Below are 23,304 nucleotides of genomic sequence, written 5' to 3' on the forward strand. Positions count from 1 at the left end.
ACGTCCGAGCGGGTACCCTCGTGGCGATATGAGCAGCGAGAACCTCCCCCAGACCCCTGAGCAGCAGGGCCGCAAGCCCCGCGTGGCCGTCGTGTTCGGCGGCCGCAGCTCGGAACACGCCATCTCGGTCGTCACGGCGGGCGCGGTGCTGCGCTCCATCGACCGCTCCAAGTACGAGGTGCTGCCCATCGGCATCACCACGGACGGCCGGTGGGCGCTGACCGCCGACGAGCCGTCGCGGATGGCCATCGCCGACCGCAGGCTTCCGAGCGTCGCGGACCTCGCCGACTCCGAGGACGGCGCCGTCGTGCTCTCGGTCGACCCCGCCAGCCGCGAGGTCGTCTACACGGAGCCCGGCGCCGTCCCCAAGGCCCTGGGCGAGGTCGACGTCGTCTTCCCGGTCCTGCACGGCCCGTACGGCGAGGACGGCACCCTCCAGGGCCTCCTGGAACTGTCCGGGGTCCCGTACGTCGGCTCGGGCGTCCTCGCCTCGGCCGTCGGCCAGGACAAGGACTACATGAAGCGGGTGTTCACCTCCTTCGGGCTGCGCGTCGGCCCGTACGTGACCGTCCGCCCCCGCGAGTGGACCGCCGACCCCGACGCCGCCCGCGGCCGCATCCTGGACTTCGCCGCCGAGCACGGCTGGCCGCTGTTCATCAAGCCCGCCCGGGCCGGCTCCTCGATCGGCATCACCAAGGTCGACGACGCCTCCGGCCTGGACGCCGCGGTCCGCGAGGCCCAGCGCCACGACCCGAAGATCATCGTGGAGGCGCTGCTGCGCGGCCGCGAGATCGAATGCGGCGTGCTGGAGTTCGAGGACGGCCCGCGCGCGAGCGCGCCCGCCGAGATCCCGCCGGTCTCCAGCCACGACTTCTACGACTTCGAGGCGAAGTACATCGACTCCGCCTCCGGGATCGTGCCCGCCCCGCTCACCCCGGAGCAGACCGCCGAGGTGCAGCGGCTCGCGATCGAGGCCTTCGAGGCCGCGTCCTGCGAGGGCCTGGTCCGCGCCGACTTCTTCCTCACCGAGGACGGCGAGTTCGTCATCAACGAGATCAACACGATGCCGGGCTTCACACCGATCTCCATGTACCCGCGGATGTGGCAGGAGTCGGGCATCGAGTACCGGGAACTCGTCGACCTGCTGATCCAGGCCGCCCTGCGCCGCTCCACCGGGCTGCGCTAGCCGCACCGGGCTCCGCATCGCCCGTACCGCAGACCGCCCGCCGGCCGGCCCTTCCGGGGCCGGCCGGCGGGCGGTCGGTGTGAGGGCCGGGCGGGCTCGGGCCTCAGTACGACGAGATGCCCTCGGGCACGGTGGCGGCCACGGCCGTGGACAGTCCGACGAGCATGCCCGCGTCCGTGGCATGCTCCTTGTCGACCACGACCTCCGTGTACGCCTCCCGCAGCCCGGTGGTGAACCGGAAACCGCCGTCGTCGAGCTTCTCCAGCAGCCAGGCGACCCCGTTCACGTGGACGCCCTCCTGCTTCGGATCGGCCATCGCGCGGGGCTTGGGGATACCGCACCGCAGTACGATCGCCGAGCCGCCCCACGCGGCGGTCAGCGCGGACTGCGGCTCGGTCCTGGTCCGCGCCAGGCCGGCCACCGTCTCCGGGAGCTCCTCGTGCAGCGCTGCACAGAGCCCCGCGACCTTGGCCGGCGGCGTGGGCGGCGGGTCCACCCGGGCCTCGGAAGAGCCCGGGGAGCACGCCGCGAGGCCCGAGAGGGCCAGCGCGGCGGGCACGGCCGACACGATGCGGACACGGAGGGGCCGGCGGTGGAGGGACATCACCGGCCAAGAGTAGACGGGGGCTACAGATGGACCACCGGGCAGGTCAGGGTGCGGGTGATCCCCTCCACCTGCTGGACCTTCGCCACGACCATGCGGCCGAGCTCGTCCACGGTGTCGGCCTGGGCGCGCACGATCACGTCGTACGGACCCGTCACGTCCTCGGCCTGGATCACCCCCGGGATCTGGCCGATGGACTCGGCGACGAACGACGCCTTGCCCACCTCGGTCTGGATAAGGATGTACGCCTGTACCACGGAACCTCCAGGGCGGCCACGAGGATCATTTCCCCTAACCTTCGGGTGGGCCCCACACGATCGAAAGGGCCGGGGGAAGAAGGGACGCCACGGTACCGCGTCGCCGCGCGCCGCGGGGAGACCCGCGGGCCCGGCGCCACGCAAGGCGGGGCGTACGGAGAGCTGAAGTTGACGTATCTGTTGACGGTACCCAGAGCTGTGACGGCTCGCGACCGCAAGCGGACTGGGCAAGAAGGGGCACAGCGATGAAGGGCACTGTGGGCGAGCTGGGGGAGTTCGGGCTCATTCGTGAGCTCACCTCACGGCTCACCACCACCCCGGCGGTCCGCCTCGGACCGGGCGACGACGCCGCGGTGGTGTCGGCACCCGACCGGCGGGTCGTGGCGAGCACCGACATCCTGCTGGAGGGCAGGCACTTCCGGCGCGACTGGTCCACCGCCTACGACGTCGGCCGCAAGGCCGCCGCGCAGAACCTCGCCGACATCGCCGCCATGGGAGCGGTGCCGACCGCGCTGCTCCTCGGCCTCGTCGTCCCGGCCGAACTCCCGGTCACCTGGCCCACCGAGCTGATGGACGGCATCCGCGACGAGTGCCAGGTCGCGGGCGCGGCCGTGGTCGGCGGGGACGTCGTGCGCGGCGACACCATCACCGTCGCCATCACCGCTCTGGGCGACCTGCGCAACCACGAGCCCGTGCTGCGCTCCGGCGCCCAGCCCGGCGACGTCGTGGCCGTCACCGGCTGGCTCGGCTGGTCCGCCGCCGGATTCGCGGTCCTCTCGCGCGGCTTCCGCTCCCCGCGGGCCTTCGTCGAGGCGCACCGGCGCCCCGAGCCGCCGTACCACGCGGGCCCCGCGGCCGCCGGGCTCGGCGCCACCGCCATGACCGACGTCAGCGACGGCCTGATCGCCGACCTCGGGCACATCGCCGAGGCCAGCAAGGTACGGATCGACCTGCGCTCGGGGGCCGTCGACATCCCGACCCAGATGCACGACATCGGCCAGGCCGTCGGCGTGGACCCGCTGCAGTGGGTGCTCACCGGGGGAGAGGACCACGCCATCGTGGCCACCTTCCCGCCCGACGTGAAGCTCCCGGCCCGCTGGAAGGTCATCGGCGAGGTGCTGAACCGCTCCGCGCTGCCCCAGGTCACCGTGGACGGCGCGCCGTGGACCAGCACCGGAGGCTGGGACCACTTCGGGGCCGACCCGGCCGCCGAGGACAACGGCCTGTGAGCACCGCCCCGCCGCTGTGCCTGACCGTCGCCGGATCCGACTCCGGCGGCGGCGCAGGCATCCAGGCCGACCTCAAGACCATGCTGGCGCTCGGCGTGCACGGCATGAGCGTGGTGACCGCGGTGACCGCGCAGAACTCGCTCGGGGTACGGGGAGCCTGGGAACTGCCCGCCGAGGCCGTCACGGCCCAGTACCGGGCCGTCGTGGACGACATCGGCGTACAGGCCGTGAAGACCGGGATGCTCTCCAGCGCGGTCCTCGTGGAGACGGTGGCCGCCCTGCTGGCCGACACCCCCGCCCCGGCCGTCGTGGACCCCGTGGGGGTCTCCAAGCACGGCGACGCGCTCCTCGCCGCCTCGGCGCTGGACGCCGTGCGCACGGAGCTGCTCCCGCGGGCCACCGTGGCCACGCCCAACCTGGACGAGGTGGCGCAGCTCACGGGCGTGCTGGTGGAGAGCGAGGACGACATGCGCCGGGCCGCCGACGCGATCCTCGGGTACGGGCCCCGGTGGGCGCTGATCAAGGGCGGACACCTGGCGGCGCACGGGAACCAGGCCGTGGACCTGCTCACGGACGGGACCGAGGAGCGCTGGCTGCGGGCCCCCCGGCACGACAACCGGCACACCCACGGCACGGGCTGCACCCTCGCCAGCGCCATCGCGGCGGGCCTGGCCAAGGGCCTGGCCGTGCCGGAGGCGGTCACGGCCGCCAAGGAGTACGTCACGGGCGCCATCGCCGCCGGCTTCCCGCTCGGGGGCGGCATCGGCCCGGTGGATCACGCCTGGCAGTGGCGCTGAGCCCCGCCGGACAAGGCAAAAGGCCGGTTCACCAGAGGTGAACCGGCCTTTAGGGCAACCGGAAAGGGCTGCGCTACGACGGGAGGCGTCAGCGCGAGACCTTGCCGGCCTTGATGCACGAGGTGCAGGCGTTGAGGCGCTTCGGCGTCCCATTGACCACGGCACGAACGCGCTGGATGTTCGGGTTCCAGCGACGCGAGGTGCGGCGGTGCGAGTGGGAGATGTTGTTGCCGAAGCTCGGCCCCTTGGCGCAAACGTCGCAGTTGGCAGCCACAGGTCACTCCAAGACTTCAGATGCAATTACAGTGAAACCGGCGCACCGGATTCAGAGGTCTGAAGTGGTTTGCCGGGGGAATGGCCCGACTCTCGCCGGGCAACCGGAGCAGCATACAACGACTGCGTCCGTCCAAGAAAACTACCATGGCTGCCGCTGCCCCCGCCCCGTGATCCGGACGCCCGCGCAGTCCTTGGTTACCCTGCGGTGAACCCTGGCCCGCACAAGGAGGAACGCCCGGTGCCGCACGAGCCGCAGCCGCAGCCCACTGACGAGCTCGACGCCGAAGCGGTGCGCACCTGGAGCTCGCTGGCCCTGGCCGCACTGGGCCGGGCCCGCGAGGACATCGACGCGATCAACGTCTATCCGGTGGCCGACGCGGACACCGGCACCAACCTCTACCTCACCGCCGAGTCGGCCGACCTCGCGCTGACCGAGGCCTTCGGGCAGGTGGCCGAGGACACAGCGCGCACCTCCCTCGCCCAGGCCGTGCGGGCCTACGCGTACGGGGCGCTCGTCGGGGCCCGGGGGAACTCCGGGACCATCCTGGCGCAGCTGCTGCGCGGAGTGGCCGACGTACTGGGCGACGAGCCGGGCGGGCGCGGGCCCGGCCGGCTGCTGGCCCAGGCGCTGACCCGGGCCGCGGAGGAGGCGTACGGGGCCGTCGCGCACCCCGTCGAGGGCACCATGCTCACCGTCGCCGCGGCGGCCGCACGCGCCGGCGAGGCCGCCGGGAGCGCGGCCGCGACCGCCGCCGACGTGGCCCGCGCCGCCTACGACGGGGCCCGCGCCGCCCTGGCCGAGACCCCGGAGCAGCTGGCCGTGCTGGGCCGCGCCGGGGTGGTGGACGCCGGGGGCTGCGGGCTGGTCGCCGTCCTGGGCGCCCTGTGGCAGGCGCTCTCCGGGCAGGAGCCGGCCCCCGAGCCGGTGCGCGGCCGGGCCGTGCCCGTACCGCGGACCCCGGAGCCCTGCGCGCAGGAGGACGACGGGCCCGCGTACGAGGTGGTCTACCTGCTCGAGGCCTCCGAGGAGGCGGTCGGGGAGCTGCGCGCGCGGCTCGACGGGCTCGGCGACTCCCTCGTCGTGGTCGGCGGCGAGGGGCTGTGGAACGTCCACGTCCACGTCGACGACCCGGGCGCGGCCGTGGAGGCCGGGGTCGTCGCCGGCCGGCCGTACCGGATACGCATCACGCACTTCGGCGACGAGCGGCGCCGGGCCCGCGGCGAGCGCGCCCAGCGGGCCGTGGTCGCCGTCGTCCCCGGCGAGGGGCTGGCGGGCCTGTGCGGGGAGGCGGGCGCGACCACCGTGCTCGTGCGCCCCGGGGAGGCCCCGGCCGTCGCCGACCTGGTCGACGCCATCCGCCGGGCGCACGCCCGCGAGGTGGTCCTGCTGCCGGGCGGCGCCGAGCTGCGCGCGACCGCGGCCGCGGCGGCCGAACGGGCCCGCGCCGACGGCGTGCGGGTGGCGGTGATCCCCACCCGGTCGGCGGTCCAGGGCCTGGCCGCCCTCGCCGTGCACGACCCGGAGGGCAGCTTCGACGAGGACGTGGTGGCCATGACCGCGGCGGCCGGCGCCACCCGGTACGGGGAACTCGCCGTCGCCGAACGGCAGTCCTTCACCTCGGCCGGCATCTGCCAGGCCGGCGACGTGCTCGGCCTCATCGACGGCGACGTCGCCGTCATCGGCGCGAGCCTGACCGAGACCGCCGAGGCCGTCCTGGAGCGGATGCTCGGCTCCGGCGGCGAACTCGTCACCCTCGTGCTGGGACCCGAGGTGCCGGACACCCTCGCCGAGCACCTGGAGGCGTACGTCCAGCACGGGCACCTGGCCGTGGACACGGTCACCTACCGCGGCGGGCGGTACTCGGCGCCGCTGCTCATCGGGGTGGAATAGCCGGGTTGTCGGCGGCATGGTGTGCAATGGAACACGTGCCCGCGCTCGACGAAGACCTCAAGAAGACGCTCGGTCCCGCCACCGCCAAGGTGCTGGCCGAGCAGCTCGGCCTGCACACGGCCCTGGACCTGCTCCACCACTACCCGCGGCGGTACGCCGAGCGCGGTGAGCTGACCTCGCTGGCCGAGCTCGCCGACCAGATCGACGAGCACGTGACCGTCGTCGCCCAGGTCGCCGACGCCCGGATCCTGACCTTCAACGGGGGCCGCGGCAAACGCCTCGAGGTGACCATCACCGACGGCAACGGCCGGCTCCAGCTGGTCTTCTTCGGTGCGGGCGTGCACAAGCCGCACAAGGACCTGCTGCCCGGCACCCGGGCGATGTTCGCGGGCAAGGTCTCGAAGTTCAACCACAAGCTCCAGCTGGCGCACCCCGCCTACGAGCCCCTCGGCGCGGACGCCTCCGACCGGGACGCGGCCACCGCATTCGCCGGCCGGCTCATCCCGATCTACCCGGCCTGCGCGAAGCTGGAGTCCTGGAAGATCGCCAAGTGCGTGGACGCCGTACTGCCCGGCGCCCGGGAGGCCGTGGACCCGCTGCCGCCCGCGCTGCGCGAGGGCCGCGGGCTGGTCCCGCTCACCGACGCCCTGCTGAAGATCCACCGGCCCGCCACCAAGGCCGACATCGACGACGCCCGCCAGCGCCTGAAGTGGGACGAGGCCTTCGTCCTCCAGGTCGCCCTGGCCCGCCGCCGCCACGCCGACTCCCAGCTCCCGGCCGTGCCCCGGCGCCCCGTCCCCGGCGGCCTGCTCGACTCCTTCGACGCCAAGCTCCCCTTCACCCTCACCCAGGGCCAGCAGACGGTCTCCGAGGAGATCTTCGACGACCTGGCCACCGAACACCCCATGCACCGCCTCCTCCAGGGCGAGGTCGGCTCCGGGAAGACGCTGGTGGCGCTGCGCGCCATGCTCGCGGTCGTGGACTGCGGAGGGCAGGCCGCGATGCTCGCGCCCACCGAGGTGCTCGCCCAGCAGCACCACCGGTCCATCACCGAGATGATGGGCGAGCTCGCCGAGGGGGGCATGCTCGGCGGCTCCGACCAGGGCACCAAGGTGGTGCTGCTCACCGGGTCCATGGGGATGCCGGCCCGCCGCCAGGCCCTGCTCGACCTGGTCACCGGCGAGGCCGGGATCGTGATCGGCACGCACGCGCTGATCGAGGACAAGGTTCAGTTCCACGACCTCGGCCTGGTCGTCGTCGACGAGCAGCACCGCTTCGGCGTGGAGCAGCGCGACGCGCTCCGGTCGAAGGGGAAGCAGCCCCCGCACCTGCTGGTGATGACGGCGACCCCGATCCCGCGCACCGTCGCCATGACCGTCTTCGGCGACCTCGAGACCTCCGTCCTCGACCAGCTGCCCGCCGGGCGCTCGCCGATCGCCACCCATGTGGTGCCCGCCAAGGACAAGCCGCACTTCCTCACCCGGGCCTGGGAGCGGGTCCGCGAGGAGGTGGAGAAGGGCCACCAGGCGTATGTGGTCTGCCCCCGCATCGGCGACGAGGAGGAGCCGAAGAAGAAGGCCTCCAAGGCCTCCCCGGAGGACGAGGCCGAGAAGCGGCCGCCGCTCGCCGTCCTGGACATCGCCGAGCAGCTCGCCCGCGGCCCGCTGGCCGGACTGGGCGTCGAGGTGCTCCACGGGCGGATGGACCCGGCCGACAAGGACGACGTGATGCGCCGCTTCGCCGCGGGCGAGGTCAAGGTGCTGGTCGCCACCACCGTGATCGAGGTCGGGGTGAACGTGCCGAACTCCACCGTCATGGTGATCATGGACGCGGACCGGTTCGGCGTCTCCCAGCTCCACCAGCTGCGCGGCCGCGTCGGCCGCGGCTCCGCACCCGGCCTGTGCCTGCTGGTCAGCGAGATGCACGAGGCGAGTCCCGCGCGGGCCCGGCTGGCCGCCGTCGCCGCCACCCTCGACGGCTTCGAGCTCTCCCGGATCGACCTGGAGCAGCGCCGCGAGGGCGATGTGCTCGGACAGGCCCAGTCGGGGGTGCGCTCCTCGCTGCGGATGCTCGCCGTCATCGAGGACGAGGAGGTCATCGCGCAGGCCCGGGAGGAGGCCGCCCGCGTGGTCGCGGAGGATCCCGAGCTGGAGCGGCTGCCCGGGCTGCGGACGGCGCTGGACGCCTTGCTGGACACCGAGCGGGAGCAGTACCTGGAGAAGGGCTGACAATAGGGGGGCCCGCTGTTCCCGAAGACCGAAGGACCTCATCGATGACCCGCGTGATCGCCGGCAGCGCCGGCGGGCGACGGCTGGCCGTGCCCCCGGGCACCGGTACCCGGCCGACCTCCGACCGGATGCGCGAAGGCCTCTTCTCCACGTGGGAGTCACTGCACGGCCTCGCGGCGGCCCGCGTGCTCGACCTCTACGCCGGCTCCGGCGCCGTCGGCCTGGAGGCCCTCTCCCGCGGCGCGGACCACGCCCTGCTGGTCGAGACCGACCCCAAGGCCGCCAAGTCCATCCGGGACAACATCAAGGCGGTGGGCCTGCCCGGCGCCGAATTCCGGTCGGGCAAGGCCGAGCAGGTCATCGCGGCGCGGGCGGGCGGGGAACCGTACGACATCGTCTTCCTGGACCCCCCGTACGCCGTCGGCCACGACGATCTTCGGGAGATCCTGCTCACACTCCGGTCCAATGGCTGGCTCACGGACGATGCGCTCGTCACCGTGGAACGCAGCACCAGGAGCGGTGCCTTCCCGTGGCCCGAGGGCTTCGAGCCGCTCCGGTCCCGGAAGTACGGCGAGGGCACCCTTTGGTACGGTCGCGCCGCCTTCACCAGCGAAGACTCATGAACGAGGGAGTTCAGTTGCGCCGCGCCGTCTGCCCGGGATCCTTCGATCCCATCACCAACGGACACCTCGACATCATCGGACGCGCCTCCCGGCTCTACGACGTCGTGCACGTCGCCGTGATGATCAACCAGTCCAAGCAGGGCCTGTTCACCGTCGAGGAGCGGATCGAGCTGATCCGCGAGGCGACGGCCGACTACGGGAACATCCAGGTCGAGTCCTTCCACGGGCTGCTCGTCGACTTCTGCAAGCAGCGCGACATCCCGGCCATCGTCAAGGGCCTGCGCGCCGTCAGCGACTTCGACTACGAGCTCCAGATGGCCCAGATGAACATGGGGCTGTCGGGCGTCGAAACCCTCTTCGTGCCGACGAACCCCACCTACAGCTTCCTGTCGTCCTCCCTGGTCAAGGAGGTGGCGGCATGGGGCGGCGACGTCGCCCACCTGCTTCCGGCGCACGTGCACGCGGCGCTGATCGAGCGCCTGCGCAACCGCTGAGCACCTGACGGGCCGTCAGTCAGTGTCGGGGGGCCGCCCGCTGGCCTTACAGTCGTGGCGTCCGACTCGGGAACCGCCCGAGGCCGAGAGAGTGCGAGCCCCCATGGACGTGCAGAAGAAGCTCGACGAGATCGTCGCGGCCGTCGGCGGCGCCCGGTCCATGCCCATGTCGGCCTCCTGCGTGATCAACCGGGCGGAGCTGCTCGCCCAGCTCGAAGAGGTCCGCGCGGCTCTCCCCGGCTCGCTCGCGCAGGCGCAGGAGCTCATCGGCGGCCGGGAGCAGATGGTCGAGGAGGCCCGCCGGGAGGCGGAGCGGATCATCGAGTCCGCCCACAGCCAGCGCGGTTCGCTGATCTCCGACACCGAGATCGCGCGGCGCTCCCAGGCCGAGGCGGACCGGATCCTGGAGGAGGCCCGCCGGGAGGCGGAGGAGATCCGGGCCGAGGCCGACGACTACGTCGACAGCAAGCTCGCGAACTTCGAGGTCGTCCTCACCAAGACCATCGGGTCGGTGGACCGGGGCCGGGAGAAGCTGCTGGGCCGCGGGCCGGGTCTGGACGAGCACGGCTACCCGGACGCGGAGGCGCCCGAGCGCAGCCACGACCCCGAGACGCAGCGCCTGCAGGCGGACGCGTACGTGGACACCAAGCTGGCGACCTTCGAGGCGGTGCTCTCCAAGACCCTGGAGGCCGTCGGCCGCGGCCGGCAGAAGCTGCTGGGCCGGGTGCCCACGGACGACCTAGGCGCGCACGTGGCCGCCCAGGACGCGGCGGGCGTGCAGCAGTCCCGCTCGGCGAGCGACGCCGACTTCCTCGCGGGCCTGGCCGAGCCCCAGCCGGTGCACGCGCCGATCCCGGCGCAGCCGGAGCCGGTGTACGACACGTATGCCTACCAGGACCAGCAGCAGCACCAGCACCAGCAGCACCAGCAGCAGGACGGCTACGCCTACCAGGGCCACCAGGACCCCTATGCGGGCTACCAGCAGCAGCCCGACCCGTACGCGGGGTACCAGCAGCAGCCGGACCCCTACGCCGCGTACCAGGAGCCCCAGGCGCAGCAGCCCTCGCTCGACGAGACCAGTTTCTTCGACACGAGCATGATCAACCTGGACCAGCTGCGCCAGTACGAGCAGGGCCGCTAGCTCAGGATTGGGCGCAGAGCGCGGTGCCGGGTATCCTGGCTGTTCGGTCGCGCGTATGCACCGCGATCCATGCTGCCCATCTGCGGGCGGAACTTTGATCTTCAGCGATCTGTGAAAGCAGGAACGGCCCTGAATACCCGCCTCGACCACCGCAACCCCCTCGTGTTCGACACGCACGAGCTGGGTCGGCGTCCTGGTGCCATGCAGCGGCTGTCCCGTGAGATCGCGGCACCGGCGGACCTCGGTCTCGCCGGCGTCATCGGAGTGCCGGAGGGCGCCCCGCTGAAGCTCAGCCTCCGTCTGGAGTCGGTCATGGAAGGGGTGCTTGTCACAGGCACCGTCCGTGCATCGGCGACCGGGGAGTGCGTAAGGTGTCTGGAGTCCGTCGAGCGCGAGCTCAAGGCGGATTTCCAGGAGATGTTCTCGTACCCTGACGCCGACGACCGGAGCCGCTCCAAGGCGGAGCCGGCCGACGACGCCGAGGACGACGAGGACACGCTCTTCCTCGAGGACGGCTTGTTCGACCTCGAACCCGTGCTGCGGGATGTGGTGGTGCTCGCACTGCCCATGCAGCCGGTGTGCCGGGAGGACTGTCTCGGACTGTGCCCCGATTGCGGGCTCAGCCTGAACGACGACCCGGACCACCACCATGACGCCGTCGACATCCGGTGGGCGGCATTGCAAGGACTCGTCGTGACCGATCAGGACGGCGAGAAGGACAACATGAGCGGCACTGCCTCTGACGGAGTTCAGGGCGCCGCCGAGAAGCAGGAGAAGTAGCCGTGGCTGTTCCGAAGCGGAAGATGTCGCGCAGCAACACGCGCCACCGCCGGTCGCAGTGGAAGGCTGCGGTCCCCACCCTGGTTTCGTGTGAGCGTTGCCAGGAGCCGAAGCTCCAGCACATTGCGTGCCCGAGCTGCGGCACCTACAACAAGCGCCAGGTCCTCGAGGTCTGAGCGGCTGGTGAGAGGCGCAATGTCTGAGCTGTCCAACGCTGAGAAGCAGGCAGACAGTAGCAACGCGGCCTCGTCCCACAAGCTTCTGGAAGGGCGGCTCGGGTATCGACTCGAGTCCGCCCTTCTGGTGCGTGCACTGACCCACCGCTCGTACGCGTACGAGAACGGCGGTCTGCCCACCAACGAGCGGCTGGAGTTCCTCGGGGACTCCGTGCTCGGCCTGGTGGTCACGGACACGCTGTACACGACCCACCCGGACCTCCCCGAAGGCCAGCTGGCCAAACTTCGGGCCGCGGTGGTCAACTCGCGTGCACTGGCGGAGGTCGGGCGTGGCCTCGAACTCGGCTCCTTCATCCGGCTCGGCCGGGGCGAAGAGGGCACGGGCGGCCGGGACAAGGCCTCCATCCTCGCCGACACCCTTGAAGCGGTGATCGGCGCGGTCTACCTGGACCAGGGCCTCGACGCGGCCTCGGAGCTGGTTCACCGGCTCTTCGACCCGCTCATCGAGAAGTCCTCGAACCTCGGAGCCGGCCTGGACTGGAAGACCAGTCTCCAGGAGCTCACGGCGGCCGAAGGTCTTGGCGTACCGGAATACCTGGTCACCGAGACCGGACCGGACCACGAGAAGACCTTCACTGCTGCTGCCCGCGTCGGTGGTGTCTCGTACGGCACCGGCACCGGCCGCAGCAAGAAGGAAGCGGAACAGCAGGCGGCGGAGTCCGCCTGGCGCGGTATCCGTACCGCGGCGGACGAGCGGATCGCGGCGGAAGCCGCTGCCGCGGCCGCCGCGGCGGAGGTCCCGGCTTCGGCCGAGGCCGAAGCTGTGGACGGCGGGGCGCCGAAGCCCGCCGACGCGGCGTCCGACGCCTGACCCTTCCTTCGGGCTTCCCCCGCCCCGTCACCTGCGCAGCAGGCGGCGGGGCGGACCCGTTGCCCGGCACCTGCCGACGTGGCGCCGACCAGCAGGTCGGTAGGCTCGTGGAGAAGCCCGATCCCAGCCCTCCGGAGGAACACCGTGCCCGAGCTGCCCGAGGTCGAAGTCGTGCGGCGGGGCCTCGAGCGCTGGGTGGCCGGGCGGACCGTCGAGGCCGTCGAGGTCCTGCATCCGCGGGCCGTACGGCGCCACCCCGCGGGCGGGGCCGACTTCGCGGCGCGCCTGCGCGGGGAGACCATCGGGGTGCCGCAGCGGCGCGGGAAGTACCTGTGGCTTCCCCTGGCGGGGCGGGAGCTGTCCGTCCTGGGGCACCTGGGGATGAGCGGGCAGCTGCTCGTGCAGCCCGAGGACGCCCCGGACGAGAAGCACCTGCGGATCCGGGTGCGGTTCACTGATTCCGACAGCGGCTCCGCCGGAACCGAACTGCGCTTCGTGGACCAGCGGACCTTCGGCGGGCTCTCCCTGCACGAGGTCGCCGCCGACAGCACCGACGGGCTGCCGGACGTCATCGCGCACATCGCGCGCGACCCCCTGGACCCGTTGTTCGACGAGGGCGCCTACCACCTGGCCCTGCGCGGCCGGCGGACCACCGTCAAGCGGGCGCTGCTGGACCAGTCACTGATCAGCGGGGTCGGCAACATCTACGCGGACGAGGCGCTGTGGCGCGCCAGACTGCACTACGAGCGCCCCACGGCCACCCTCACGCGCCCCCGGAGCGCGGAACTCCTGGGGCATGTCCGGGACGTCATGAACGCGGCCCTCGCGGTCGGCGGCACCAGCTTCGACAGCCTCTACGTCAACGTGAACGGCGAATCCGGCTACTTCGACCGGTCGCTGGACGCCTACGGGCGCGAGGACGAGCCCTGCCGGCGCTGCGGTACTCCGATGCGGCGCCGGCCGTGGATGAACAGGTCGAGCTACTTCTGCCCGCGCTGTCAGCGGGCTCCGCGCGTTCCGTCGTAGGTCTGCCGGGCAGCCAGCACCTCCGTCATGCTCCCCTCCAGGAAATGGATGAGGGAGAGCAGGCGGTCCGCCACCTCGACGCCGAGCGGGGTCAGTTCGTAGTCGACGCGGGGCGGGTTCGTCGGCTGGGCCTCGCGGTTGACGATGCCGTCGCGCTCCAGCGCGTGCAGGGTCTGCGAGAGCATCTTCTCGCTCACGCCGTCCACGCGGCGGCGCAGCTCGTTGAACCGGCACGGACCCTCCCGCAGCGCGCCCACGGTGAGGCTGCCCCAGCGGCCGGTCACGTGCTCCAGGGTTTCCCGGGACGGGCACGCGCGCGCGAAGGCGTCGAACGGCAGTTCGGAATCGGCTGCTTCGGTGCAGAGGGCTGGTGTGTCCATGAGAAGAGCGTACCTCCGGGCAGCGCTAACTGATGGGTTGCGCTTTCTAAAAGTTAGTGATTCTCTTACCTCGTCGCAGTCTTCCCCCGTCGTGCCGCATCCCTGTGGCGGCGGGGATTCCCGAGGAGAGATCGCCTTGTCCGGTACCACGCACACCCCCGTCGTCTCGATCGCCTACCACTCCGGCTACGGACACACCGCCGTCGTCGCCGAGGCGGTCCGCAACGGAGCCGCCGACGCGGGCGCGACCGTCCACCTCATCAAGGTCGACGAGATCGACGACGCGCAGTGGGAGCTGCTCGACGCCTCCGACGCGATCGTCTTCGGCTCCCCGACCTACATGGGCACCGCGTCCGGCGCCTTCCACGTCTTCGCCGAGGCCACTTCCAAGCGCTGGTTCGGCGACGCGTGGCAGGACAAGGTCGCGGCCGGTTTCACCAACTCGGGCTCCAAGAGCGGCGACAAGCTGCACACCCTGCAGTTCTTCCAGATCCTGGCCGCGCAGCACGGCATGAGCTGGGTCAACCTGGGCCTGAAGCCGGGCTGGAACTCCAGCACCGCCTCGGAGAACGACCTCAACCGCCTCGGCTTCTTCGGCGGCGCCGCCGCCCAGAGCAACTCCGACGAGGGTCCGGACGCGGTCCACAAGGCCGACATCGCGACCGCCGAACACCTCGGCCGGCGCGTCGCCGAGCACACCCGCGTCGTCGTCGCGGGCCGCGCGGCTCTGGCCGCGCTGTAACGGCCGGGGGTCCTCCGGGTCGCTAGAAGCCGAAGTCCTGGGTCCACCAGGGGCCGCCGGCGGCGAGGTGGGCGCCGACGCCCAGGGTGCGGAACTCGCAGTTGAGGATGTTCGCCTTGTGGCCCGGGCTGTTCATCCAGGCCTTCATCACGGCGTCGGCGTCGCCCTGGCCGCGGGCTATGTTCTCGCCGCCGAGGCCCGAGATCCCGGCCTTGGCGGCGCGGTCCCACGGGCTGTTGCCGTCGGGGTCCGTGTGGCTGAAGAAGCCGCGGGTGGCCATGTCCTTGCTGAACGCGCCCGCGAGCGTCGCGAGAGGCGGGTTCGCCCGGACCGGGCCGCACCCGGCCTGTGCGCGCTCCTGGTTCACCAGGGCGACCACGGCGGCCTCCTCGGCGGAGTGGACGTCGAGGGGCGGCCGGGTCGCCGGCGCCTCGGTGGAGGGCTTCGGGGGCAGGGGGACGGGCTTCGCCGGGGCCTTGGTGGAGGGCGCGGCGGACGGCGCGGCGGACGGCGCGGTGCTCGGCGAGGCGGAGGGCGACGCGGAGGCCGATGCGGACGGGCTCGGCGAGGCCGACGGGGCAGGGGAGGCCGGCGCGCTGGCGGAGGGCGAGCCGGTGACGGCGCGTCCGGCCAGGTTGGCGAGGCCGCCCTGCTGCTCCACGGCGCTGCCGACGGGACCCGGCGAGGCCTTCGCGCGGGCTTCCGCCGTGTCGGCGGAGCCCGAAGCGGCGACCCCGACGTAGGGGAAGGAGTCGCCTACCGGGACCATGCCGGTGGTCACGGCGGCGGTGCCGAGCGCCACGGCCACCGAGGCGCCCAGCAGGCCGGTGCGCAGGGCGGGGCCGCGCTTGCCGCCGCGGCGCGGTGCGGCGTGGAGTCCGTGGCGTCCCATCGGCTTCGTGCCTTCCTTGCCAGGTCAAGATCGTCCTTTACTCACCCAAATGGATGAGTTCATTGGTGCGCGACTGTACGCCATGGCGTCAGGGGGCGATGTGCCTCGAAAATGTTTGCCCGGTTAGCGTTCACGCATGAATGAAGATGTCCGCCTGATCGCCTGGGTGCGCGGCCGTGTGCAGGGAGTGGGCTTCCGGTGGTTCACCAGGGAGAACGCCCTGGAGATCGGCGGGGTCGTCGGCTTCGCGCTCAATCTCGACGACGGGCGAGTGCAGGTGGTGGCGGAAGGTCAACGTGAGAATTGCCACCGGCTGCTCGACTGGCTGCGCTCGGCCGACACGCCCGGCCGGGTGGACGGGGTGACAGAGATCTGGGGCACACCGCGCGGTGGCTACGACGGGTTCGCGATCAGGTGACCCTCCGGCTGATCATGTACTGATCACACCCCGAGTTCGTCCGCACACGGTCGGATCTGCGCATTCTCCGTCGACACGTTGCCGACGCGGGCGATTCGTGGAAGGCTCGGAGATGAGGATGATCTCCACGCCCCTTGCGGCGTCCGGGCTGCCCGCCGATACAGGGCGTGATCGTGTTGACCGTCAAACTTTTTGGTGAGACGCTGGAAGCCCCGCGCACCTGAGCTGTTTGGCAGTGTTGGCAGTAGTAAGCGCAGTGACTGACAGTCGCTGTCGGACATCCGCGGGTGCGATTCCCTCACGACCCACACCGCTTCGGTCGGTCACTCAGTGTGGAGGACCATCCATCATGGCAAAGGCGCTTCTCGGTTACGTCGGCGGTTCCGACCCGCGACTCCTCGCCGAGATGCGACGGCTTCAGCAGCGCGTCCAGGACCTGGAGTCCGAGCTCGTACGGATTCAGTCCGAAAACGACGCACTGAACGCGGCCGCCGCTCAGCACGACGGAGACTCGCTGCTCGACAGCATCGAGATCGACGTACCCCAGGCGGAGCCTGCGCTCACCTGATCCGCGCTCACATCGTCGCTCGATCTGCAAGGGACGCTCCGGCGTCCCTTCTTTCTGTGAACACCGCACCCCACGGCATGAGCCGGGTGGGCGGGAAACTCCTTTGACGTCGGTCGTGCCCCGCACCTTCATGGGTGAAACCGAACGCGAAAGGTAGAGTCCGGCGGCGTGCACCTCAAGTCCCTGACCCTGCGCGGCTTCAAATCATTTGCTTCCGCGACCACCCTGCGCTTCGAACCCGGCATCACCTGTGTCGTGGGTCCGAACGGCTCCGGCAAGTCCAACGTCGTGGACGCGCTGTCCTGGGTCATGGGCGAACAAGGGGCCAAATCCCTGCGCGGCGGGAAGATGGAAGACGTCATCTTCGCCGGGACCACCGGACGGCCGCCGCTCGGCCGCGCCGAGGTCTCGCTGACGATCGACAACTCCGACGGCGCGCTGCCGATCGACTACGCCGAGGTCACCATCACGCGGATCATGTTCCGCGGTGGCAGCAGCGAGTACCAGATCAACGGGGACACCTGCCGCCTGCTCGACATCCAGGAGCTGCTCTCCGACTCCGGCATCGGCCGCGAGATGCACGTCATCGTCGGCCAGGGCCAGCTGGACTCCGTCCTGCACGCCGACCCCATGGGCCGCCGCGCCTTCATCGAGGAGGCGGCCGGCGTACTGAAGCACCGCAAGCGCAAGGAGAAGGCGCTGCGGAAGCTGGACGCGATGCAGGCCAACCTCGCGCGCGTGCAGGACCTCAACGACGAGCTGCGGCGCCAGCTCAAGCCCCTGGGCCGGCAGGCCGCGGTGGCCCGGCGGGCGGCCGTCATCCAGGCGGACCTGCGCGACGCGCGGCTGCGGCTGCTCGCCGACGACCTGGTCACCCTGCGGCGCGCGCTCGACGCGGAGATCGCGGACGAGGCGGCGCTGAAGGAGCGCAAGGAGGCCGCCGAGGCCCGGCTCGCGGAGGCGCTGCGGCGCGAGGCGGAGCTGGAGGAGGCCGTACGGGAGCTCGCGCCGCGGCTCCAGCGGGCGCAGCAGACCTGGTACGAGCTCTCGCAGCTCGCCGAGCGGGTCCGGGGGACCGCCTCGCTCGCGGACGCACGGGTCAAGAGCGCCACGGCTCCGGTGGAGGAGGAGCGGCGTGGGCGCGACCCCGAGGACATGGAGAAGGAGGCCGCGCGGATCCGCGAGCAGGAGGCGGAGCTGGCGGCGGCTCTGGAGGCGGCCTCCCACGCCTTGGAGGACACGGCGGCGCACCGGGCGGAGCTGGAGCGGGCTCTGGCCGAGGAGGAGCGGCGGCTGCGGGACGCGGCGCGGGCCATCGCGGACCGGCGCGAGGCGCTGGCGCGGCTGACGGGCCGGCTCGGCGCCGCCCGCTCCCGGGCCGGTGCCGCGCAGGCCGAGATCGACCGGCTCGTCGCGGCGCGCGACGAGGCCGAGGCCCGTGCGGTGGCCGCGCAGGAGGAGTACGAGGCGCTGGCGGAGGAGGTCGGCGGCCTCGACGACGCTTCGGTGGAGGAGGAGTACGAGGCCGCGCGGGCCGGGCTCACCGAGGCGGAGGCCGAACTGACCGCCGCCCGGGAGGCGCTGACGGCCGCGGAGCGCTCGCGCGCTGCGGTGTCCGCCCGGCGCGAGGCGCTGGCGCTCGGCCTGCGGCGCAAGGATGGCACCGGGGCGCTGCTCGCGGCGCGGGAGCGGCTGGCCGGGCTGCTGGGCCCGGCGGCGGAGCGGCTGTCGGTGACCCCGGGGTACGAGGTCGCCGTGGCCGCCGCGCTGGGCTCGGCGGCGGACGCCCTGGCGGTGTCGTCCCCGGCCTCCGCGGCCCTGGCGATCCGCCACCTCCGGGAGACGGACGCGGGCCGCGCCACCCTCCTGATCACCCCGCCGCCACCGGCCCCGCCGCACCAGGCGCCCGCGTCCCGCGCCGTGCCGGGCCAGGCTGCGGCGGCGCCGGCCGCGCCGGCCCGGCCCCTGCCGGGTCAGGTCCCGGCACCCGGCCCGGGTGAGCTGCCGGGGCAGGGCCCGGGCCGTGCGGCGGCGGATGCGGACGCTGCCGTTCCCGGCCAGGCTTCGGCCGAGGCCGGGGGTGTCTTCCCCCACCCCGCCCCTTCCCGGAACCGGGCTCTGCCCGGACCCGCCCCTCACACGCCGGCGGGGCTGGAGGGGCCCTCCCGGCAAACCGGCCTCGCCGACGAGGCCGTTCCCGCTGCCCGGCTGGTCGGCGGCGACGCCGAGGCCCGGCGGGCCGTGGCCTGGGTGCTGCGGGACCACTTCGTGGTCGGGACGCTCGACGAGGCCGAGGCCCTGCTCGCGCAGCGGCCCGACGCGGTGGCGGTGACCGCCGAGGGCGACGTCCTCGGCGCGCACCTGGCGCACGGCGGCTCCGCCGCGGCGCCCAGCCTGATCGAGGTGCAGGCGGCCGTCGACGAGGCGGCGGGCGAGCTGGCCCGTCTGGACGGCCGGTGCCGGGAGCTGACCGCGGCCCAGGCGGCCGCCCGGGCACGACGGCAGGACGCGGCGGCCCTGGTCGAGGAGATCGCCGAGCGCCGCCGGGCCGGGGAGCGGGCCCGGGCCGGGGTCGCGCAGCAGCTCGGCCGCCTCGCCGGGCAGGCGAAGGGCGCCGCCGGCGAGGCCGAGCGCAGCGCCACCGCGGCGGCCAAGGCCCAGGACGCGCTGGAGCAGGCGCTGCTGGACGTGGAGGAGTGCGCCGAGCAGCTGGCGACGGCCGAGGAGATGCCCGCGGAGGAGGAGCCGGACACCTCCCGGCGGGACCGGCTCGCCGCCGACGGGGCCAACGCCCGGCAGACCGAGATGGAGGCCCGGCTGCAGCTGCGGACCCACGAGGAGCGGGTCAAGGGGCTGGCCGGGAGGGCGGATTCGCTCGACCGGGCGGCCCGCGCCGAGCGGGAGGCCCGTACCCGCGCCGAGCGCCGCCGGGCACGGCTGCGCCACGAGGCGCAGGTCGCCCGGGCGGTCGCCGACGGCGCCCGCCAGCTGCTCGCGCACGTGGAGGTCTCGCTGGGCCGGGCCGACGAGGAGCGCGCCGGGGCCGAGCACGCCAAGGGCCTGCGCGAGCGGGAACTGGCCGAGGCCAGGAACAGCGGCCGTGACCTGAAGGGCGAACTCGACAAGCTCACCGACTCGGTGCACCGCGGGGAGGTGCTCGGCGCCGAGAAGCGGCTGCGCATCGAGGCGGTGGAGGCCAAGGCGCTGGAGGAGTTCGGCATGGCAGCGGCCGGCCTCGTCGCCGAGTACGGGCCCGACCAGCTCGTTCCGCCGTCCCCGCCGGCCGAGGGCGAGGAGCTGCCCGAGGATCCGGAGCACCCCCGGAACCGTCCCGGCCCCTTCGTCCGCGCCCAGCAGGAGAAGCGGCTCAAGGCCGCCGAGCGCGCCTACCAGCAGCTCGGCAAGGTCAACCCGCTCGCGCTGGAGGAGTTCGCGGCGCTGGAGGAGCGCCACCAGTTCCTCAGCGAGCAGCTGGAGGACCTGCGCAAGACCCGCGCCGACCTCCTCCAGGTGGTGAAGGAGGTCGACGAGCGCGTCGAACAGGTCTTCACCGAGGCCTACCGGGACACGGCCCGGGAGTTCGAGGGGGTCTTCTCGCGGCTGTTCCCCGGCGGCGAGGGCCGGCTGATCCTCACCGACCCCGACAACATGCTGACCACCGGCGTCGACGTCGAGGCGCGTCCGCCGGGCAAGAAGGTCAAGCGGCTGTCGCTGCTCTCGGGCGGCGAGCGCTCGCTGACCGCCGTGGCCCTGCTGGTGTCCATCTTCAAGGCGCGGCCCAGCCCGTTCTACGTGATGGACGAGGTCGAGGCCGCGCTCGACGACACCAACCTGCAGCGGCTGATCCGGATCATGGAGGAGCTGCAGGAGAGCTCCCAGCTGATCGTCATCACGCACCAGAAGCGGACGATGGAGGTCGCCGACGCCCTCTACGGCGTCTCGATGCAGGGCGACGGGGTCTCCAAGGTGATCAGTCAGCGGCTGCGCTGACCTTGCTTCACTTCATGAAGTGAACACTGCACCGCCATCCGGCTCGTCAACCACCCCCTTGATGCGTTTTTCACGAGGCCTTGACTTCAGAAAGTGAAGTCATAAGCTCTGCTGTGCGTGTCCGACGTTCAGGTGGTGGTGAGCTCTGTGCTGTGCGCCACTGGAGGAACACGCGCACAGCCGCACACCCCCACACCGCCCGCCGTCGACGCCGGGCCCAGGAGCGCACCTTGACCAGCACAGCGAACGCACCCGCGTCAGGCGGTGGCCGGGCGGCGCACCCCGACCATCTCGGGCACGTCATCTTCATCACCGCTGCCGCGGCCATGGGCGGCTTCCTCTTCGGCTACGACAGCTCCGTCATCAACGGCGCCGTCGTCGCGATCCGCGACCGGTTCGAGGTGGGCTCCGAGGCCCTCGCCCAGGTGATCGCCGCCGCGCTGATCGGCTGCGCGATCGGCGCCGCCACCGCGGGCCGCATCGCCGACCGGATCGGCCGGATCCGCTGCATGCAGATCGCCGCCGCCCTCTTCACCGTGAGCGCCATCGGCTCGGCCCTTCCCTTCGCCCTGTGGGACCTGGCCATGTGGCGCGTGATCGGCGGCTTCGGCATCGGCATGGCCTCCGTCATCGGCCCGGCCTACATCGCCGAGGTGTCCCCGGCCGCCTACCGCGGCCGCCTGGCCTCCTTCCAGCAGGCCGCCATCGTCATCGGCATCGCCGTCTCCCAGCTCGTCAACTGGGGCATCCTGAACCTCGCCGACGGGGACCAGCGCGGCAAGCTCGCCGGCCTGGAGGCGTGGCAGTGGATGCTCGGCGTGATGGTCGTCCCGGCCGTCCTCTACGGGCTGATGTCCTTCGTGATCCCGGAGTCCCCCCGCTTCCTGATCTCCGTGGGCCGCACCGAGCAGGCCAAGCAGGTGCTGCGCGAGGTCGAGGGCTCGGCCGTCGACCTTGAGGCGCGCGTCGCCGAGATCGACCTGGCCATGCGCTCCGAGCACAAGTCCACCTTCAAGGACCTGCTCGGCGGCCGCTTCGGCCTGCTGCCCATCGTCTGGATCGGCATCGGCCTCTCCGTCTTCCAGCAGCTCGTCGGCATCAACGTGATCTTCTACTACAGCTCCTCGCTGTGGCAGTCCGTCGGCATCGACCCGACCAGCTCGTTCCTGTACTCCTTCACCACGTCGATCATCAACATCATCGGCACGGTGATCGCGATGGTCTTCGTCGACCGGATCGGCCGCAAGCCGCTCGCCCTCATCGGCTCGGTGGGCATGGCCGTCTCCCTCGGCCTCGCCGCGTGGGCGTTCTCGTACAAGGAGGGCACCGGCGACGCCATCCACATGCCCGACACCCAGGGCACGGTCGCGCTGATCGCCGCGCACTCCTTCGTGCTCTTCTTCGCCCTGTCCTGGGGCGTGGTGGTCTGGGTGCTGCTCGGCGAGATGTTCCCCAACCGCATCCGGGCGGCGGCCCTCGGTGTCGCCGCCGCGGCCCAGTGGGTCGCCAACTGGGTCATCACCGTCTCGTTCCCGACCCTCTCGGACTGGAACCTGTCCGGCGCGTACGTGATCTACACGGCCTTCGCCCTGCTCTCGATCCCCTTCATCCTCAAGTGGGTGCCGGAGACCAAGGGCAAGGCGCTGGAGGAGATGGGGTAACCACCCCCGCCAACACCCCTTCTCCTCGATACTGCCCCGGCTCAGTCCTTGAGCCGGGGCAGTACCTGTTCGCACAGCAGGTGCAGGCTGCGCCAGCCCTCGTCCAGGGGCATCCCGCCGCACAGCGGGTGCAGCACCAGGTTCCCCGCCTCGCCCGCCCGCCGGGCGTAGGCCACGGCCTCGTCCGGGGTGAGGACCCGGTACACGCCCTCCGCGCGCAGCTCGGACACCGAGCGCGCGGCCGAGCGCACGGCGCTGCGGATGTCCTTGGACTGCCAGGACGCGTACATGCCCGCCTCGTGCAGGAAGCGCTCGCCGTGCTCGGCCCAGACCCGGTCGGGGTCCTCCGCGATGTGCAGCAGCGGGGTCTCGGCCGCGGGCATCATGCAGAAGCCCTCCGTGCCGTACTCCGCGAGCCGCTCCCGGTAGTACGCCTCCAGCTCCGGCAGGTGCGCGCTCGGGAAGAACGGCAGGCCCAGCCGGGCCGCGCGCCGGGCCGCCGCCTGTGAGCTCCCGCCGACCAGGAGCATCGGGTGCGGCTGCGTGAACGGCCGCGGGGTGACGCGTACGGTGCGGCCCCGGAACTCGAACGGCTCGCCGGTCCACGCCTTCAGCAGGGTCTCCAGCAGCTCGTCCTGGAGCCGGCCGCGCCGCCCCCACTCCACGCCGTGCTGCTCGTACTCCGCCGGCCGGTAGCCGATGCCCGCCACGGTGACCAGGCGCCCGCCGCTCAGCAGGTCCAGTACGGCGACGTCCTCGGCCACCTTCAGCGGGTCGTACAGCGGGCCGATGATCGCCGAGACGGTGACCGCTATCCGGCGGGTGGCCCCGAACACGGCGCCCGCGAAGGCGAAGGGCGAGGGCAGCCAGTTGTTGCCGGTGCCGTGGTGCTCCTCGGTCTGGATGGTGTCGATGCCGCGGTCGTCCGCGTACCTCGCCATCTCCAGCGCCGCCTTGTAGCGGGAGGAGAGGGACTCGGGCGTGCCGTTCGGGTCGACGAGATTGAAGCGGGCCACGGTGATGGGCATGGAGAGGTCCCCCTTCGCCGGATGCGGGTGGTCGGGCGAAGGGGGA

General features: G+C 72.3%; 23 protein-coding genes. 17 read left to right on the top strand and 6 right to left on the bottom strand.

The genetic code is table 11. The annotated features are described in order from the left end of the window. Positions 1-28: 28 nt before the first annotated feature. Positions 29-1,186: a D-alanine--D-alanine ligase family protein gene (locus tag ACIPUC_RS32415; RefSeq protein ID WP_446593963.1), complete on the top strand. Its 1,158-nt coding sequence runs from the start codon at positions 29-31 to the stop codon at positions 1,184-1,186. A gap of 103 nt (positions 1,187-1,289) precedes the next feature. On the opposite strand, the gene ACIPUC_RS32420 is transcribed toward ACIPUC_RS32415, so the two are convergent. Then, positions 1,290-1,790, bottom strand: a complete 501-nt coding sequence (locus ACIPUC_RS32420; protein WP_446593964.1) for a DUF3515 family protein — start codon at positions 1,788-1,790, stop codon at positions 1,290-1,292. A gap of 23 nt (positions 1,791-1,813) precedes the next feature. Then, on the bottom strand, positions 1,814-2,047 hold the full coding sequence (locus ACIPUC_RS32425; RefSeq protein WP_030028650.1) for an Lrp/AsnC family transcriptional regulator: 234 nt from the start codon (positions 2,045-2,047) through the stop codon (positions 1,814-1,816). A 245-nt stretch (positions 2,048-2,292) separates the two neighbouring features. On the opposite strand from ACIPUC_RS32425, the gene ACIPUC_RS32430 reads away from it, so the two are divergent. Both ACIPUC_RS32430 and thiD read left to right on the top strand, forming a co-directional pair. Next, positions 2,293-3,276, top strand: coding sequence for a thiamine-phosphate kinase (locus ACIPUC_RS32430; protein ID WP_446593965.1), 984 nt, complete (start codon positions 2,293-2,295; stop codon positions 3,274-3,276). Further along, a complete protein-coding gene (thiD, locus tag ACIPUC_RS32435; RefSeq protein WP_446593966.1) occupies positions 3,273-4,073 on the top strand; it encodes a bifunctional hydroxymethylpyrimidine kinase/phosphomethylpyrimidine kinase in 801 nt (266 codons plus the stop codon). Before ACIPUC_RS32430 ends, thiD begins: the two co-directional genes overlap by 4 nt. An 88-nt stretch (positions 4,074-4,161) precedes the next feature. Here the strand turns inward: thiD and rpmB are convergent, their stop codons facing one another. Then, positions 4,162-4,347: a 50S ribosomal protein L28 gene (gene rpmB, locus ACIPUC_RS32440; RefSeq protein ID WP_007266795.1), complete on the bottom strand. Its 186-nt coding sequence runs from the start codon at positions 4,345-4,347 to the stop codon at positions 4,162-4,164. Positions 4,348-4,587: 240 nt separating this feature from the next. On the opposite strand from rpmB, the gene ACIPUC_RS32445 reads away from it, so the two are divergent. The 9 genes from ACIPUC_RS32445 to mutM all read left to right on the top strand — a co-directional run bounded on the left by ACIPUC_RS32445 (position 4,588) and on the right by mutM (position 13,579). Then, positions 4,588-6,240, top strand: a complete 1,653-nt coding sequence (locus tag ACIPUC_RS32445; protein WP_446593967.1) for a DAK2 domain-containing protein — start codon at positions 4,588-4,590, stop codon at positions 6,238-6,240. Between the two features lie 26 nt (positions 6,241-6,266). Next, positions 6,267-8,468 (top strand): ATP-dependent DNA helicase RecG, encoded by a 2,202-nt coding sequence (gene recG / locus ACIPUC_RS32450; protein ID WP_446593968.1) that lies wholly within the window; start codon positions 6,267-6,269, stop codon positions 8,466-8,468. Positions 8,469-8,512: 44 nt separating this feature from the next. Beyond that, positions 8,513-9,091 (top strand): 16S rRNA (guanine(966)-N(2))-methyltransferase RsmD, encoded by a 579-nt coding sequence (gene rsmD, locus ACIPUC_RS32455; protein WP_446593969.1) that lies wholly within the window; start codon positions 8,513-8,515, stop codon positions 9,089-9,091. 14 nt (positions 9,092-9,105) lie between these two features. Next, positions 9,106-9,585, top strand: a complete 480-nt coding sequence (coaD, locus tag ACIPUC_RS32460) for a pantetheine-phosphate adenylyltransferase (protein ID WP_446594076.1) — start codon at positions 9,106-9,108, stop codon at positions 9,583-9,585. A gap of 103 nt (positions 9,586-9,688) precedes the next feature. Beyond that, the gene (locus tag ACIPUC_RS32465; protein ID WP_446593970.1) at positions 9,689-10,726 is read left to right on the top strand and encodes a cell division initiation protein; all 1,038 of its coding nucleotides are present in this window, start codon (positions 9,689-9,691) and stop codon (positions 10,724-10,726) included. Between the two features lie 69 nt (positions 10,727-10,795). Next, positions 10,796-11,506 carry a YceD family protein gene (locus ACIPUC_RS32470; RefSeq protein WP_446593971.1) on the top strand — a complete coding sequence of 237 codons (711 nt, stop codon included), beginning with the start codon at positions 10,796-10,798 and terminating at the stop codon, positions 11,504-11,506. A gap of 2 nt (positions 11,507-11,508) precedes the next feature. Next, entirely contained in the window at positions 11,509-11,682 is a 174-nt protein-coding gene (gene rpmF / locus ACIPUC_RS32475; RefSeq protein WP_003965982.1) for a 50S ribosomal protein L32, read from the top strand. 19 nt (positions 11,683-11,701) lie between these two features. Continuing rightward, complete coding sequence (gene rnc / locus ACIPUC_RS32480) at positions 11,702-12,553, top strand: ribonuclease III (protein ID WP_446593972.1); 852 nt, start codon at positions 11,702-11,704, stop codon at positions 12,551-12,553. 144 nt (positions 12,554-12,697) lie between these two features. Continuing rightward, positions 12,698-13,579 (top strand): bifunctional DNA-formamidopyrimidine glycosylase/DNA-(apurinic or apyrimidinic site) lyase, encoded by an 882-nt coding sequence (mutM, locus tag ACIPUC_RS32485; protein WP_446593973.1) that lies wholly within the window; start codon positions 12,698-12,700, stop codon positions 13,577-13,579. Here the strand turns inward: mutM and ACIPUC_RS32490 are convergent. Further along, positions 13,552-13,959, bottom strand: a complete 408-nt coding sequence (locus tag ACIPUC_RS32490) for a winged helix-turn-helix transcriptional regulator (RefSeq protein WP_446593974.1) — start codon at positions 13,957-13,959, stop codon at positions 13,552-13,554. The two genes, mutM and ACIPUC_RS32490, sit on opposite strands and share 28 nt — an antisense overlap. A gap of 136 nt (positions 13,960-14,095) precedes the next feature. On the opposite strand from ACIPUC_RS32490, the gene ACIPUC_RS32495 reads away from it, so the two are divergent. After that, a complete protein-coding gene (locus tag ACIPUC_RS32495) occupies positions 14,096-14,701 on the top strand; it encodes a flavodoxin family protein (protein WP_446593975.1) in 606 nt (201 codons plus the stop codon). Between the two features lie 22 nt (positions 14,702-14,723). Here the strand turns inward: ACIPUC_RS32495 and ACIPUC_RS32500 are convergent, their stop codons facing one another. Beyond that, positions 14,724-15,593 (bottom strand): CAP domain-containing protein, encoded by an 870-nt coding sequence (locus ACIPUC_RS32500; protein ID WP_446593976.1) that lies wholly within the window; start codon positions 15,591-15,593, stop codon positions 14,724-14,726. Positions 15,594-15,729: 136 nt separating this feature from the next. Between ACIPUC_RS32500 and ACIPUC_RS32505 the strand changes: the two genes are divergently transcribed. From ACIPUC_RS32505 to ACIPUC_RS32520, 4 genes are all read left to right on the top strand, one after another. Continuing rightward, positions 15,730-16,011 carry an acylphosphatase gene (locus ACIPUC_RS32505; protein WP_257553999.1) on the top strand — a complete coding sequence of 94 codons (282 nt, stop codon included), beginning with the start codon at positions 15,730-15,732 and terminating at the stop codon, positions 16,009-16,011. Positions 16,012-16,360: 349 nt separating this feature from the next. Then, on the top strand, positions 16,361-16,579 hold the full coding sequence (locus ACIPUC_RS32510) for a hypothetical protein (RefSeq protein ID WP_069922122.1): 219 nt from the start codon (positions 16,361-16,363) through the stop codon (positions 16,577-16,579). A gap of 168 nt (positions 16,580-16,747) precedes the next feature. Continuing rightward, a complete protein-coding gene (locus ACIPUC_RS32515) occupies positions 16,748-20,569 on the top strand; it encodes an AAA family ATPase (RefSeq protein WP_446593977.1) in 3,822 nt (1,273 codons plus the stop codon). 230 nt (positions 20,570-20,799) lie between these two features. Continuing rightward, on the top strand, positions 20,800-22,230 hold the full coding sequence (locus ACIPUC_RS32520; RefSeq protein WP_446593978.1) for a sugar porter family MFS transporter: 1,431 nt from the start codon (positions 20,800-20,802) through the stop codon (positions 22,228-22,230). Between the two features lie 41 nt (positions 22,231-22,271). Here ACIPUC_RS32520 and ACIPUC_RS32525 read toward each other — a convergent pair whose 3' ends face one another. Then, positions 22,272-23,258 (bottom strand): LLM class flavin-dependent oxidoreductase, encoded by a 987-nt coding sequence (locus ACIPUC_RS32525; protein ID WP_446593979.1) that lies wholly within the window; start codon positions 23,256-23,258, stop codon positions 22,272-22,274. Positions 23,259-23,304: the final 46 nt, after the last annotated feature.

Source organism: Streptomyces sp. LARHCF249 (assembly GCF_052871255.1).